The sequence below is a fragment of the Streptomyces sp. NPDC005962 genome, from assembly GCF_040629205.1.
In the GTDB taxonomy this organism is placed as follows: Bacteria; Actinomycetota; Actinomycetes; order Streptomycetales; family Streptomycetaceae; genus Streptomyces.
Window position 1 is genome coordinate 347280 of record NZ_JBEXVE010000007.1, and the last position, 13640, is coordinate 360919.

A 13640-nucleotide genomic window follows, 5' to 3' on the forward strand; every position below is an offset into this window, starting at 1 on the left:
CCCTCATCCGCGCCGGTGCGGGATCGCTTCGCGCAAGCGCGCCGCGAGTTCGTGGGCGGTTGGGCTGGGTCCGGTGTCGGGGAGATGAAGGTTGACGGCGAACGAGGGGAGTGGCGGCAGCGCGGCGTGGTGATCGAGTACGGCGAGGTCCCGGGGGACCGTGGAGGCGAGCATGGGGGTGACGGCCATGTCCATGCGGACGGTCGCGGCGGTTGCCTCGATGGTTCCGTTCTCGAACATGGTGCGCCAGTCGGTTCCGCCCGTGCGGAGTGCTGTCAGGACGGCGGGCCTGAAGGCGCAGGTGGTGGAGACCATGGACACGGGCAGTGGCCGTGTCCGGTGTGCCGTGCCGCCACGTGCGCCCACCCAGACGAGTTGGTCGGTCATGAGACATTCCCCGGGAGTGTGCCCGGTGGGCTCCTCCAGCACGGCGACGTCGAGGTCGCCTCTGGCCAGGGCTTGAGCGAGTTCTGGTGAGGAGCCGGAGCGCAGTGTCAGTTCGACGTCCGGGCAGCGTTCGGCGAAATTCTTGAGCGCGTGGGCAAGAAGGGTGCCGACCAGATCGTGGGGAGCGCCGAGACGCACCGCTCCTGTGACGGTGTTCTCGGTCATGTCGGCCCAGATCTCGTCATTGAGGGTGAGCATGGCGCGGGCCCGGCCGATCAGGCGCTCACCGTGCGCGGTGAGGCGGAGACCTCGCCTGCCGCGGATGAACAACGTGCAGTCGAGGGCCGATTCGAGCCGGGCGATCTGCTGGCTGACCGCTCCTTGTGTCACGTGCAGGGCGTTTCCCGCGGCGGTCATGCTGGCCCGCTCTGCCGCCACGACGAAGGTCCGGAGCAGTGTGAGGTCGAGATCACGCGGCATCCGCACATTATATTTCGTAATGGATCGCATGTAAAACATTCGCTTTACTGATCTATGGTGGCGCGATCAATCTTTGACCATGGATGTCGCAGAACTATCTCCGTTGGTCGTCTTCGCGCTGATCGCGACCGTCACGCCAGGCGGTGCCACCACGCTGGCCACGGCGTCGGGTGCTCATTTCGGCTTCCGGCGTTCGGTTCCGCTGATGGCGGGAATCGCCGTGGGGCTCGCCTCGATGGCCGCCGCGGCCGCCGCGGGGCTCGGCGGCGTACTGCTGGCCGTTCCCTGGCTGCAGGTGGTCATGAAGCTGGTCGGGAGTCTCTATCTGCTGTGGCTGGCGGTGGGCACCGCGCGTGCGGGCGCCCCCGGCAGCCCGAAGGCCGCCGCGCGGCCTGTCGGGTTTCTGGGCGGCGTGTGGATGCTCTGGCAGAACCCCAAGGGGTGGACCATGTCACTGGGCGCCGCGGCCTCGTTCGCCGCTCTGGCCGCCGGCCCGGCCCAGCTCGCCGTGTTGATGGGGGCCACCTTCGCCGTGGCGGCGTCCCTGTCCCTGTCGCTGTGGTGTCTGGCAGGTCTCCTGCTGGCGAGGCTGCTGCGTACCGACCGGCAATGGGACGCGGTCAATCTGCTGTTGGCCGGGCTGCTCGTCGCCTCGATCGTGCTGATGTGGATATAGCCCGCAGAGACAGCCCCAGCTTCATGGCCGCCCCGTTCGCCGAGGGCCCCCTGGGCAGGCGCGAGGCACTGAGCCTGTCCTCTGATCACCGGTTCGGAGAATGATATGTCCCAGAGCGTGAGCCCCGCCGTCGTCACCGGTGGCAGTGACGGCCTCGGATACGCCATCGCCAGCGCCTTGACCGCCCAGGGTGCTGATCTGATTCTGATCGCACGCGACCCCGACAGGCTAAAAGCAGCTCGTGATTCCCTGCTGCAGCACGGCACCAGTGTGCACACCCTGACCGCCGACCTCTCCGATCCCGGTGCCGTGACCACCGTCGCCCGCGAGATCCTGGCCCTGACCGACCGGGTGAGCACCCTCGTGAACAACGCCGGAACGGCTCACTTCGCCTCCTTGGGCGACACTTCCACCGATGCGTTCGACACCATGTGGCACCTCAATGTCAAGGTGCCCTTCCTGCTCAGCCAGGCTCTCCTGGACGCGCTGATTCTCGCTCGGGGAAGCATCATCAACATCAGCAGTTACTGGGCACACAAGATGGCGGCGGGCCGCACTTCAGCGGCCTATTCCGCCACTCGTGACGCCATCAACTCCATGACACGGGCCCTTGCCAGTGAACTGGGTCCCTCCGGTGTACGTGTCAACGCCATCGCCCCCGGCGCCGTACACACCTCCACTTACGAACACGCCTACCTGGGGCAGATGAACCCTCAGCAACGCCAGGCGCACGACCAGCAGGTCTCAGTCGCCTATCCCTTGGGGCCGATCGGTAGTCCCCAGGACATCGCGGAGGCCGCGGCCTACCTCGCCTCTCCTCGGGCGGCCCGGTGGACCACCGGAATCATCCTCGCCGTCGACCCCGCCCATTGGGTGCGCAGGCCGCCGGGCTCGGCGATCGTCATGGCGATGCCGAGCGGGGCGACCTCCGCGGCCAGCGACTCGGACAGCCCCTCCAGGGCGAACTTCGTGGCGTGGTAGTAGCCGGTCGCGGCGAAGGCGGCCAGGCCGCCGAAGGAGGAGACGTTGATGATCCGGCCGGAGCGGCGGGCCCGCATGCCGGGCAGCACCGCCTTGAGGACCGTCACCACGCCGTGCACGTTGGTGTCGTACAGCGCGCGGACCGCGGCGTCCTCGCCCTCTTCGACGGCGGCCAGGTAGCCGTATCCGGCGTTGTTGACCAGGACGTCGACGCAACCGAACTCCGCCTCGCACCTCTGGACGGCGGCGGTGACCGAGCCGGGATCGGTGACATCCAGCTCCAGGGCCAGCGCACGGTCGCCATGGTCGGCGGCGAGGTCGGCCACGGCCTCGCGGTTCCGGGCCGTGATGGCCACCCGGTCGCCGCGCTGGAGGGCGTGCGCGGCCAGGGCGCGGCCGAGGCCGCTGGAGCATCCGGTGATCAGCCACACCGGCGATGCGTTGCTTCGGATGGTTTCGTTCGGGTTGTTCTCGTTCGGCATGTCTCCATGCTCGCCAGGGAGCCGGCAGGTGTGCCACACCCCCGTGAGGGTGGTCTTCCCAGGGCCCGCTTCCCGCTCGGCGGCCGCCGGGCGCCGCAGTGTCCCGCATCCGGCGCCGCAGGTCGGGACGGCCGAACCGGTGGCCATTTCCCCGATCCACTCGTCGGAGGGGCGGCAGTCCGCACACCTTCCCGTGCTCCCCATCCCCTCTTGCCAAAGTTCCTGCCGTGAACTACTTTAGTTCACGGCAGGAACTAGCGGCAGGGGCATCCAGAGCTTGCCCTCTGCTGCTCCTTTCATCCGCGGCACCCCGGACGGCATTTCCGAAGCCCATCGACATGGGGCCCGCTGGCTGCCAATCACTGTCGCACCGGTGTCGACGTACACACGAGAAGGGGAATCATGAACACACGGTCATCCGGCACAATCGCCGTCTTCGATGCATTGGATGCACAGGGCGGAGCGGTCATCGACTCACTCCTGTCCCGCGGAGCGCACGTACGCGGCCTCGTCCGTGACCTTGGCTCCGACCGGGCACAGTCACTCGCCGGCCGAGGAGTCGAGCTCATCCGCATCGAGGTCAGTGACGCCGCATCGCTGCTGGCCGCGCTGCAAGGGGTCGACGCATTCTTCTTCATGACCACCATCGAGGGTGACACCCACGACGTTGACGGCGAGACGCGCCAGGGCATAGCCCTCATCGATGCGGCGGCCGCGGCGGCCGTGCCGAACGTGGTTTTCAGCTCGGTTGGAGGTGCTGACCGCGACTCGGGCGTGCCGCTCTTCGAGTCCAAGCGCTACCTGGAGGAGCGCCTTGAAAAGTCCGGCCTGCGGGCGACGCTGGTCCGACCGGTCGTCTACATGGACCATCTGCCGTTCCTGGGGCCGAGCGTGGAGGACGGCGAGGTCGTGTTGCGTATGCCGCTGCCCGATCACATCCCGCTGCAGCTGATCGCGGTCCGCGACATCGGGCAGATCAGCGCTTCCTTCCTGCTTGGGACCGCAGAAGCACCAGGCGGCACCATCGAAATCGCCGGCGACCAGCGCACCGGCAGTCAGATCGCCGCCGCGTTCGGCGAGCGCGCCGGGCTGCCGGCACGCTATGAGGCTCTGCCGCTGAATACCTTTGATGACAACCCTCATCTGCAGGCAATGTTCCGCTGGCTGCAAGAGACGCCGGCCTTCCAGGCCGACATCGAAGCAGTGAAGGCGATCGAGTCGACCGTGTGGGACCTGCCTGCGTGGATCCGCTCCAGCGGATGGGCGGTCCCGAGCCCTGGCCGGTGACGCACTGCTGGATACCCATCGCAGCAACACCATCCACTGAGTGAACTTCCGGGCCCTGCTCCGCTCGGTCAAGGCAGCCCCGACCCAAACGGGATTGCCCGCAGGCAGTGGCGGTGACGAGTTCCTGTTTACGTGCCGCCGAAAACGTCGGTCACATCGATCCCGGCGACTGCATGGACGATGCCGTCAGATGGGCGGTGATGCGGGCGACGGAGTTGGCGAGCTGGTGCTGCTCGTCGGTGGGCAGTGCACCGGCGATATCGGGCATGCGCCGGGCGACGTCGACGTAGAGCGCGTCTACGATCTCCTTGCCGAGCGCGGTGGTGCTGAGTGTGACCGCCCGCCGATCGCGCTGGAGTGCTTCCCTTTGCACCAGTCCGCGTCGTTCGATGCGGTCAACGAGACCGCTGAGCGCGTTCTTGGCCACGCCGAGCAGCTGTGCGAGTTCACCCATGCCCTGTGGCTGATCCTTGATCACGCACAGGAGTGTCGCCTGGACCGACGTGAGGTCGTGGTCAGCGCAGATCTGTGCGTACCGGCGCTGCACTAGCACGGACAGCCAGACCAGGTTGTTTCCGAAGTCGTCGTTCTCTGTCACCGGCGCACCCTTCCTTCGCTGTACGTCAGCTTACCTTGCAGAAATTCACGGCAGGAACTACTTTAGTTCACGGCAGGAACTGTTGGGCCGCCGATGGTGATGCGGCTCTGCGCGCTGTTGGTGCGGCACCAGCAGCGCTCCGCCACCGGTTAGTCCGGAGCAGACTCGCATGTGCCGTGGCGGGCTCGCCCAGTGCACGCCATCGCCCCAGAGCGCCCGGATGCGTTTTCTACGAAACCGAGACACAGACAACCCGCTCGCGCCGGGCATGGCAGCGACCGCTGCCGCACCGGCTTCAGGGCGGGCCCAGAGAGAGAAGCAATCATGAGCACACAGTCATTCGGCACGATCGCCGTCTTCGGCGGCACGGGCCAGCAGGGCGGATCGGTCATCGACGCGCTCCTGACCCACGGTGCGCACGTGCGCGCCCTCGTACGTAACCCCGAGTCCGACCGGGCGCAGGCGCTCGCCGACCGCGGAGTCGAACTCGCGCGCATTCAGATCGGCGACGCCACGTCGCTGTCGACGGCGCTCAAGGGGGTGGACGCCTTCTTCTTCATGACCACCCCCGCAGGGCACACCCTCGCGGACATCGAAGGCGAGACGCAACTGGGCACCGCCCTCGTCGACGCGGCGGTCACGGCCGCCGTGCCGCACGTCGTGTTCAGCTCGGTCGGCGGCGCGGAACGCAACTCGGGCATACCGCACTTCGAGTCGAAGCGCCGTGTGGAGGAATACCTCCAGCAGTCCGGCCTGAGGGCGACGATAGTCCGCCCGGTCGCCTTCATGGAGAACTTCTCGTTCCTGGCACCGAGCATTGAGCAGGGCGAGATCGTGCTGCGCATACCGCTGCCCGACGGCATCCCGCTGCAGATGGTCGCCGTCCACGACATCGGCCGGATGAGCGCCGCTCTCCTGCTGGGCACCGCGGAGGCGCCCGGCGGCACCATCGAGATCGCCGGCGACGAACGCACCGGCAGCCAGATCGCCGCCGCCTTCGGCGAACACGCCGGGCTCCCGGCACGATACGAAGCCCTTCCCCTGAAGGTCCTCGACGACAACCCGGACACCCAGGCGATGTTCCGCTGGTTCGCGGAGACGCCCGCCTATCAGGCCGACATCGATGCGGTGAAGGCGATCGAGCCGAGTGCGTGGGACCTGCCCACGTGGCTGCGCTCCAGCGGCTGGACACTCCCGGGCCGGTGACAACCGCTGTCGCAGCCGAGTCAGAGGTGTCGATCGTCCAGAAGGGAAACGCATCGATGGATGTTGATGTTGACGTAGTGGTGGTCGGTGGCGGTCCAGCGGGCGCGCTGCTCGCCGGTGAGCTGGGGCTGGCAGGTGTGCGGACACTGGTCGTGGAGCGGCTGACCGAACAGTCCGACCACAAGTGGCTCGGCGTGCAGACACGTACGCTTGAGGAGTTCGAGCTCCGCGGGGCGCTTGAGGCACTCCTCGACGGTGCGCCGTTGCTTCACAAAGGTAACTTCGCCAGCCTGCCCACGCCGCTGGAGTACGAGGACCTCGACAGCCGCCATCCGCACGCGGCGTACCGCCCGCAGGAGGATGTCGAGGAGATACTGACCGCGCGCGCCCGAAAGCTCGGTGCGGAGTTCCGACGCGGGCACGAGCTGATCCGGCTGGAACAGGACGATGCCGGGGTCACCGCCGGCATCCGCGGGCCGGACGGCGAGTACGAGATCCGATCCTCCTACCTGGTCGGCTGCGACGGCGGGCGCAGTACCACCCGCAAGCTCGCCGGCATCGCCTTCCCCGGCCAGGGCCCGACTCTCTACTGGCTGTTGGCCGAAGGCAAGTTCAGCGACGAACTGCCGGTCGGCGAGGGTATGGGGCCTCTGCGCCCCTACGGCGTCGTGCGGCCGGAGGAGCGGACCTGGTTCTCGGCTGTCCCGCTCCCCGAACCGGGCATCTACCGGATCTTTACGTTCTTCTACGGGCAGAATGTCGCCGATCGTCATGCCCCCGTGTCCGAGGAGGAGATGCGAGCCGCGCTCGTCGAGATCGCCGGCAGTGACTTCGGGCTGCACGACATCAGGTGGCTGACCCGGCTGACGGACAGTAACCGGCAGGCCGAACGGTACAGGCAGGGACGTGTCTTCCTCGCCGGCGACGCCGCGCATGTGCAGTTCCCCGCAGGCGGCCCGGGCATGAACGCAGCGGTGCAGGACGCCATGAACCTGGGGTGGAAGCTCGGCTCGGCCGTGCACGGCTGGGGTGGTGACGCGCTGCTGGACACCTACCACAGCGAGCGTCATCCAGCAGGCGAGCTGATGCTGCGCCAAGCGCGGCTCCAGGCCTTGCTGCTCGACCCCGACCCTGGCCTTCAGGATGTGCGCGACATGCTCGACGAACTGCTGCAGATCCCGGAAGTCAACCGCCATTTCGTCGAACGCGGAGCAGCGCTGGACACCAGGTACGACATCGTAGGCACGCATCCCTTGATCGGACGGCGGATGCCGGATGTGACTGTGGTAACCCCGCAGTCGCACCGTCATCTGAGCTCCTACTTCCGCCACGGTCACGGTGTGCTGGCCCTCCTGACCGAAACGGCCGAAGCCGGCGATGCGGCCATGGCATGGAAGGGCCGGGTCGACGTCGTCACCGGAACGGTGCCCGCCCCCGACACCCCGCCCGCGGACGCCTTCCTGGTGCGACCGGACGGCTACGTCTGCTGGGCCGGCGACCCGGTCACCGACACCACGGGGCTGCGCGCCGCGCTGGAGACATGGTTCGGATCACCCTTGCCGTAGAGCCGGGATTGCAGGGCCCGGGAAGCCGGGCCCTGCCACTGCCTTGCTTCGGTGCGCCAGCCGATCAGGGCGCCGCCGCGACCCGTTCCAGCCTCCCAACGTGATCGACGAACGTGCGGACGTGGCCTGGGAACGAGAACTCGACGACCTCTTCCTCTGCATCGGCCACCGGTTTGGCCGCGCCGACCTGCGGCGCCGGATGCGGGACTATGGCCAAGCGCCTCGTACTGCGTGCCCTGGCCTCCGAGTTCCCCCTCGTCTGGGTGGCCGCGGACGCCGCCTATGGGCAAGAGGGACGCTTCCGCCGTCTGCTGGAGCAGTCCGGTCTCGGCTATGTGCTCGCAGTGCCCGAGTCCCAGCAGATCTTCGGCCCGCGCATCGGTGCAGTGGCCGTCGTTACACCGGCTGGTGTCGGCACATCACCATGGCAATGCTTGCCCATGCCTACCTCGCGGTCATGGCGGCCGACGCGGGAGCAAGGGGGGTTGGAGGGGCGGTCCGGCGGGTGTGGCCTGTTGGGCTGTTACTGGCTGGGTGAGGTGAACAGGGTGCGCAGGGTTTGGGTGGCTGTTTCGCGTAGCCAGGTGTGGGCGGGGTCGTTGTCGTGGCGTTGGTGCCAGAGCAGGTGCAGGGGTACCTCGGGTAGGTCGAGTGGCACTGGCAGGGTGGTCAGGCCGAGTTGGTCGCGGGCGGAGCGGGTGGCCGCGTCGGGGAGGGTGACCACGAGGTCGGTGTCGCGAGCGAGTTGGAGTGCGGTGGCGGTGGTGGGGGCGGAGGCGATGACGCGGCGTTTGTGGCCGAGGGTGCTCAGGGCGTCGTCGATCCGGTTGTGGAGGAGTCCGCGCCGGGAGACGGTGAGGTGATCGGCCGCCGCGTATCTCTCGGGGGTGACGGGCTGTTGGGTGAGGGAGTGGCCTGGGCGGACGGCCAGGACGAGCCGGTCGCGGCCGATGAGGCGGTGGCGGATGTCGGGCAGGGACGGCGGGCCGGCACTGGAAGCGAGGTCGACCTCACCGCGGCGTAGCTCGGGGGTGTCGTCACCGGGCTCGGCGGTCAGTCGGAGTTGCACCCCGGGGGCCTGGCGGTGCACTGCGGCGATCAGGGCGGTTGCACAGGTGGTGGTGAGGGCGTCGTGCCAGCGGACGGTGAACACCCGCTCCAGCCCCGCCAGGTCGAGTTCCGTCTGAGCGGACAGCAGGTGGTGGGCCTGCTGCACCAAGGCGTGGACCTGGGTGCGCATGGCCAGGGCGCGGGTGGTGGGAGTCATGTGGCGTCCGGTGCGGACCAGGATCTGGTCGCCGGTGGCTTTGCGGATACGGCCCAGAGAGCGGCTCATCGCCGGGGAAGTGACATGAAGGCGGGCGGCGGCACCCTGGACGCTTCCTTCCTCGAGGAGCGCATCCAGGGCGGCGAGCAGGTTCAGGTCCAGTTGCATACCAGTAACTATATAAGTGACAACGATGCACTTGCTGTTAACAATGACGGCTTCTACCTTCGAGGCGAGGGGCCGGGACAGCGTCCGTGAACGCCCCTGCTTCTACCGACCCAAGGGAATGCCCCATGACCACAGCCATGCCTTTTGACCCCGACGCCACGCTCCTGTCCGCAGTGACCGCTGCGGTGGAGGACGCCGGAGTCCCCCTGCAGAAGCGCTACACGACCCACGCCCGGGGCATGAGCCTGGAGGAGGTCGTCGGCGAGATCCACGCGAATGACGACGCAGTCCTCGCCGTACTGCGAGAGCCGCTGCTGCGGGCGAGGGCGGGATCGCAGTGGGCGGAGGACGAGCTGGCCGGCGGGGCCCTCCCGCCGGGCGAGTGGTGGGTCGTCGACCCGGTCGAGGGCAATATCAACCACGTTCATGGCATGCCGGACTGGGCCGTGACCGCCACCCTGGTGCGCGACAACCAGCCGGTCCTCACGGTCGTTCACCTCCCGCTGACCGGCGACACCTATACCGCCACCGCCGGCGGTGGCGCCCACCTCAACGGCCGTACGCTGACGGTGTCGGCGAAGAGCGACCTGGGGGCCGCGTTGATCGGCACCGGACAGGCCCGGCCCGGCGAGAGCACCGACACCTTCCGCCGCATCGGGCAATCGGTCACCGCCATGCTCGCCGCCGGTCTGGTTGTACGTGTGTCCGTGCCGGCCACGCTGCAGCTCATCCACATCGCCGCCGGACGTATGGACGCCTTCTGGCAGTTCTCCGACGTCCGCTCCGGTCTCGTCGCGGGCGCCCTACTGGTCGCCGAGGCCGGAGGCACCGTCACCGACTTGGACGGCAAGCCCTGGCACGCGGCCAGCCGCGATTTCCTGGCCGCCGCCCCCAAGATCCACACCACTGCGCTGGACGTCCTGTCCTCGATCTGACCGGCCCCCTGCCGGACCACCCTGGCCCTGCCCACCCCAACTCGCTATCGCGCGCGCAGAGCCGGGCGTTGTGGGTGTGCACGAAGGCGCGTACGCCTGGCCGTCGGGTCCGCTCCGTACCGACCTTCCGATCACCGTCCAGGACCCGAGCCAGGTATGCGACGTCTACCGGGAGCAGGGGGTGGCGCAGGGCTCGCTCATGATCGGACCACCTCGCCGCCCCCGACGGGGACGCCACTGCCTCGAAACTGGGCCTCACCGAGGGCAGCCGATACACCAAGCTCGGCCGAGACCTCGAAACGACGCCCACCCCCACCGGCCTTCCCGTCCTGGACCCCGGCTGGCGGGTCGGCGTCGTCGATGTCCAGCAGGCCCGTGAGCGGGCCACCGTCATGATGACCACCTTCGGGTTCACCGCACCGGACATGATCGAGATGGCCGCGTCATGTCCGTAGCGCTCCGGACAGAGAGACAGACAGGCCGGACGGCCGCACACGGCATGTCACCCATCCGTTCAGAGCGGCCCCGTCACAGGCTCCGACTGCTGAGCCGTGGCCGAGACAATCCACAGACTAGGACAGCCATGACCACACTTTCCACAGCGCCGACCACCCCACCGCAACGGGCTCGCCGGGTCCTATGGAGCATCCCGGTCCGGCTGCGCAAGAGCATCTTGGTCACGCACGTCGTCTCGGCGGGAGCCTGGATCGGCATCGATGTCATCTCCATCGTCCTGGTGGCGATCGGTTGGGCACGCGCGGGCGAGGACCGCACCACCGTATATCGCGCACTCGCGGACTTTTTCGTCGTCCCTCTTCTGCTCTCAGCACTCCTAGCAGGGACGGTCTGCCTGCTCACCGGTGCCCTACTGGGGTTGGCGACCAAGTGGGGCCTCGTACGCTTCTGGTGGGTCGCTGTGAAGCTGGCCCTCAACGTCATCGCCTGCGCGATGATGCTGGCGTTCCTTGGTCCTGTCACCGAACTCGCCACGGGCGAGCAGCCGTTGCAGGACATCTGGTTCGTCTCATTCCTCGCCGCCACCGCCATGGCGCTGTTGAGCTTTGCCATGGTCCTCTCGGTCTTCAAACCGTGGGGCCGAGTTCGCAAGTAACGCAACCCCCGAAGATCGTGGCACAAGGGGCCTTGGTCGCGTGGTGCTGCGTGCGGTCCTATACGTGCGTATGCCCGTGCCGGTCATCCACCAACTGTCTCGGGTCGCCGCAGGACGTATGCATATGCACTGGCGGTACAGGGAGCGCGCGGTCTGGCTTGGGCGGGATGGTGTCGCTCGCCGGAACCCTTTGAACCCCGCCCTTGTACACGAACAACCACCGCTGAAGTAGCAGCTTCTGCTCATGTCTCTTACCTCTCGGAGGTCCCCGCCATGTCTACTCCTGCCAAGTCCGCTCCTGCCGTGCCGAGCACGGTCACCGACGACTCGGCAATGCTCCCCGCCATCGTCGAGGTCGCCGAACGGATCGGCGCCCGCGTACTTGCGCGCTACTCACCAGAGGCCCGACCGGCCACCCGTGAGGACATCATGGGCCGCTTCGGACCTATGGAAGAAGAAGCCGCCGCGGGCGTTGAGGCTGCCCTGGCCGCGATCCGGCCGCAGGCCACCTGGCTAGGCGAGGATGAGGAGGAACAGCACCAAGGGGGCCTGGCCGCCGGCGAGTGGTGGGTGAGCGACATCGTCGAGGGCGCGATCAACCACCTGCACGGGCTGACCGAATGGGGCACCACCATCACCTTGGTCCGCGACAACGAGCCTGTGCTCGGCGTGGTGCATCAGCCCATCGGCAACGTCACCTATACTGCCGTGCGCGGCGGCGGTGCCTTCCGCAGCGGAACTCGGCTGCAGGCGTCCGCCAAGACCGACCTCAAAGTGGCGATGATGACCACCAGCCAGGACGGCGGCGAAGACCAGGCGCAACGTCGGCACATGGCGAAGGCATTCGCCGCCATGCTGGGCAACGCGTTGCTGGTACGCAGCACCATCCCCACCACCTTCCCCCTGCTGGGCGTGGCCGCCGGCCAGTACGACGCCTACTGGCAGTTCCAGCCCGAGATGTCAGGGGTGGCCGCTGGCGTGTTGCTCGCTACCGAAGCCGGCGCCATAGCCACCGACCTGTACGGCCAGCCCTGGCGGCCGGGCACCGACCTGCTGGTCGCTGCGCCAGGAGTGCACGCCGCCGCTCTGAACGTGCTGTCCAGTACCAAATGAACCGCCGCGGCGCGCAATCGCCAGACCCCAAGTACCGCCTGTCTATAGGGAGTTCGACCATGCATCTCACCGTTTTGGGCGCCTCGGGCGCCACCGGGCAGCAGCTGATTCAGCAGGCCCTTGATCGTGGTCACACCGTCACGGCTGTTGCCCGTAATCCCGACCGCCTCCCGGCCACCGGCCATGACGACCAGCTCATCCGAGTGCGCGCCGACGTACGGGACACCGACGCCATCGGTCGTGCGCTCAAAGACGCCACCACCATCATCTCCGCACTGGGTATCCCCAGCCGTGACCAGGTCGGTGTGCTGACTGCGGGTGCTCGTGGCGCCGTGGCCGCCGCCCCCGAGCGCATCATCTGGATGGGGGCGTTCGGCACCGGCGCTTCTGCCGCCGCGGCCGGCGTCTTGACGCGCACCCTGCTGCGGGCCATGGGTGCCGAACTCACCGACAAGGTCACCGCCGACACCACCATCCTCGACGCCGGGGGCACGGTCTTTCACTGCGGGCCGCTGTCTGCCGGACCGCTCAGCGAACACCGTCGCACTGTGGACTTGAGCCAGGCACCCCATCGGCTCTTCCCCGCCCGCGTCAGCCGCGCCACCGTCGCCGCCGCGTTGCTCGACGCCGCCGAAACACCGGACCTACCCGGCGGCACTTACGTGCCCCTCGACCGCTGAGTGTCTGCCTGGTGTCCACGCTGCTCCCTTTGCGCCTGGCCTGGCCTGACCCGAATCGACGGACAGGCGCGAGATGCTACTGACTTCGGCTCGTCAAGGTGACACTGGCGCAGGCCGGCCTCGAGGTAGGACGCCGGGATCTGCTCGGCGTTAGCGGCGGCATTCTCGTCGCTCAGGCCACGGACGCGGGAACCGGGCCGGCCGCGATGGCACCGTCGCACAGCCCTTACAGATCCTCGAGGGTGCCAGCCATGCGGCCGTGCTGAGGAAGCGCCGCGGGTTCGTAGACCTGACAACGCCCCGCGTAGGACGTCTCAGCCCGTCCCGGCGCAGCGTATCGTGCTGGGCGCGGGCTTGGGCCAGCTCGCCGTGCGGCTGCTCGAGCGGCGTACCCGGTGAGCGGCCCGCGCCACAGCACGGGGCCCGGTGGCAGTTGCAGTAGTTGGGGCACTCGTGGGTACCTGGCGCGGTGTCCCAGTGGGCGAGGATCTGCCGAGCACGGTCGTTCTCAGCCTCCTCATCCGCGGGCCCGAGCAGCTCCGCCCCAAGCAGCGTGGAGGCGGCCATGACCTCCTCGCGCGGCCCGATCTCGGTCTCCAGCCCCGCCAACGTCGCGCCCGGTGGGGCAGGTTTCATCATCGGCGTGGCGGTGGTGGTCTCCCGGCGCGGCGCGTCCCGCTGGCTGGCCGGCTCAGATGCGTCTC

General features: G+C 68.1%; 12 protein-coding genes and 2 pseudogenes. 10 read left to right on the top strand and 4 right to left on the bottom strand.

Translation table 11 applies throughout. The features are described 5' to 3' along the window. Positions 1 to 3: 3 nt before the first annotated feature. The gene (locus tag ABZ370_RS15320; protein WP_358620370.1) at positions 4 to 867 is read right to left on the bottom strand and encodes a LysR substrate-binding domain-containing protein; all 864 of its coding nucleotides are present in this window, start codon (positions 865 to 867) and stop codon (positions 4 to 6) included. A gap of 79 nt (positions 868 to 946) precedes the next feature. On the opposite strand from ABZ370_RS15320, the gene ABZ370_RS15325 reads away from it, so the two are divergent. After that, the gene (locus ABZ370_RS15325; RefSeq protein WP_358620371.1) at positions 947 to 1543 is read left to right on the top strand and encodes a LysE family transporter; all 597 of its coding nucleotides are present in this window, start codon (positions 947 to 949) and stop codon (positions 1541 to 1543) included. Positions 1544 to 1660: 117 nt separating this feature from the next. Then, positions 1661 to 2524 (top strand): SDR family oxidoreductase, encoded by an 864-nt coding sequence (locus ABZ370_RS15330; RefSeq protein ID WP_358620372.1) that lies wholly within the window; start codon positions 1661 to 1663, stop codon positions 2522 to 2524. Here the strand turns inward: ABZ370_RS15330 and ABZ370_RS15335 are convergent. Then, positions 2443 to 3210, bottom strand: a pseudogene (locus ABZ370_RS15335) (SDR family NAD(P)-dependent oxidoreductase); the annotation flags it as partial. The gene ABZ370_RS15330 and the pseudogene ABZ370_RS15335 overlap by 82 nt on opposite strands. A 198-nt stretch (positions 3211 to 3408) precedes the next feature. On the opposite strand from ABZ370_RS15335, the gene ABZ370_RS15340 reads away from it, so the two are divergent. Then, positions 3409 to 4293 carry an NmrA/HSCARG family protein gene (locus tag ABZ370_RS15340; RefSeq protein WP_358620373.1) on the top strand — a complete coding sequence of 295 codons (885 nt, stop codon included), beginning with the start codon at positions 3409 to 3411 and terminating at the stop codon, positions 4291 to 4293. A gap of 151 nt (positions 4294 to 4444) precedes the next feature. On the opposite strand, the gene ABZ370_RS15345 is transcribed toward ABZ370_RS15340, so the two are convergent. Beyond that, the gene (locus ABZ370_RS15345) at positions 4445 to 4891 is read right to left on the bottom strand and encodes a MarR family transcriptional regulator (protein ID WP_358620374.1); all 447 of its coding nucleotides are present in this window, start codon (positions 4889 to 4891) and stop codon (positions 4445 to 4447) included. Between the two features lie 324 nt (positions 4892 to 5215). Here ABZ370_RS15345 and ABZ370_RS15350 point away from each other — a divergent pair, with 324 nt between their 5' ends. The 3 genes and pseudogenes from ABZ370_RS15350 to ABZ370_RS15360 all read left to right on the top strand — a co-directional run. Next, positions 5216 to 6097, top strand: a complete 882-nt coding sequence (locus ABZ370_RS15350) for an NmrA/HSCARG family protein (protein WP_358620375.1) — start codon at positions 5216 to 5218, stop codon at positions 6095 to 6097. A 26-nt stretch (positions 6098 to 6123) separates the two neighbouring features. Further along, positions 6124 to 7662 (top strand): FAD-dependent monooxygenase, encoded by a 1539-nt coding sequence (locus tag ABZ370_RS15355; protein WP_358620376.1) that lies wholly within the window; start codon positions 6124 to 6126, stop codon positions 7660 to 7662. Positions 7663 to 7871: 209 nt separating this feature from the next. Next, positions 7872 to 8027 (top strand): annotated as a pseudogene (locus ABZ370_RS15360) (transposase); the annotation flags it as partial. Between the two features lie 158 nt (positions 8028 to 8185). Here the strand turns inward: ABZ370_RS15360 and ABZ370_RS15365 are convergent. Then, positions 8186 to 9097 carry a LysR family transcriptional regulator gene (locus ABZ370_RS15365; RefSeq protein ID WP_358620378.1) on the bottom strand — a complete coding sequence of 304 codons (912 nt, stop codon included), beginning with the start codon at positions 9095 to 9097 and terminating at the stop codon, positions 8186 to 8188. Positions 9098 to 9222: 125 nt separating this feature from the next. On the opposite strand from ABZ370_RS15365, the gene ABZ370_RS15370 reads away from it, so the two are divergent. The 4 genes from ABZ370_RS15370 (at position 9223) to ABZ370_RS15385 (ending at position 12936) form a co-directional block, all read left to right on the top strand. Further along, on the top strand, positions 9223 to 10032 hold the full coding sequence (locus tag ABZ370_RS15370) for an inositol monophosphatase (protein WP_358620380.1): 810 nt from the start codon (positions 9223 to 9225) through the stop codon (positions 10030 to 10032). Between the two features lie 583 nt (positions 10033 to 10615). Continuing rightward, the gene (locus ABZ370_RS15375) at positions 10616 to 11143 is read left to right on the top strand and encodes a hypothetical protein (protein ID WP_358620382.1); all 528 of its coding nucleotides are present in this window, start codon (positions 10616 to 10618) and stop codon (positions 11141 to 11143) included. A gap of 303 nt (positions 11144 to 11446) precedes the next feature. Then, positions 11447 to 12256, top strand: a complete 810-nt coding sequence (locus tag ABZ370_RS15380; RefSeq protein ID WP_358620384.1) for an inositol monophosphatase family protein — start codon at positions 11447 to 11449, stop codon at positions 12254 to 12256. After that, positions 12253 to 12936 (top strand): NAD(P)-binding oxidoreductase, encoded by a 684-nt coding sequence (locus ABZ370_RS15385; protein WP_358620385.1) that lies wholly within the window; start codon positions 12253 to 12255, stop codon positions 12934 to 12936. Before ABZ370_RS15380 ends, ABZ370_RS15385 begins: the two co-directional genes overlap by 4 nt. Positions 12937 to 13640 lie beyond the last annotated feature (704 nt).

Excerpts from the sequence above, each read along its gene's own strand:
- ABZ370_RS15370 (WP_358620380.1), top strand. The coding sequence starts at position 9,223 with ATGACCACAGCCATGCCTTTTGACCCCGACGCCACGCTCCTGTCCGCA.
- ABZ370_RS15350 (WP_358620375.1), top strand. The coding sequence starts at position 5,216 with ATGAGCACACAGTCATTCGGCACGATCGCCGTCTTCGGCGGCACGGGC.
- ABZ370_RS15325 (WP_358620371.1), top strand. The coding sequence starts at position 947 with ATGGATGTCGCAGAACTATCTCCGTTGGTCGTCTTCGCGCTGATCGCG.
- ABZ370_RS15385 (WP_358620385.1), top strand. The coding sequence starts at position 12,253 with ATGAACCGCCGCGGCGCGCAATCGCCAGACCCCAAGTACCGCCTGTCT.
- ABZ370_RS15340 (WP_358620373.1), top strand. The coding sequence starts at position 3,409 with ATGAACACACGGTCATCCGGCACAATCGCCGTCTTCGATGCATTGGAT.
- ABZ370_RS15320 (WP_358620370.1), bottom strand. The coding sequence starts at position 867 with ATGCCGCGTGATCTCGACCTCACACTGCTCCGGACCTTCGTCGTGGCG.
- ABZ370_RS15365 (WP_358620378.1), bottom strand. The coding sequence starts at position 9,097 with ATGCAACTGGACCTGAACCTGCTCGCCGCCCTGGATGCGCTCCTCGAG.
- ABZ370_RS15375 (WP_358620382.1), top strand. The coding sequence starts at position 10,616 with ATGACCACACTTTCCACAGCGCCGACCACCCCACCGCAACGGGCTCGC.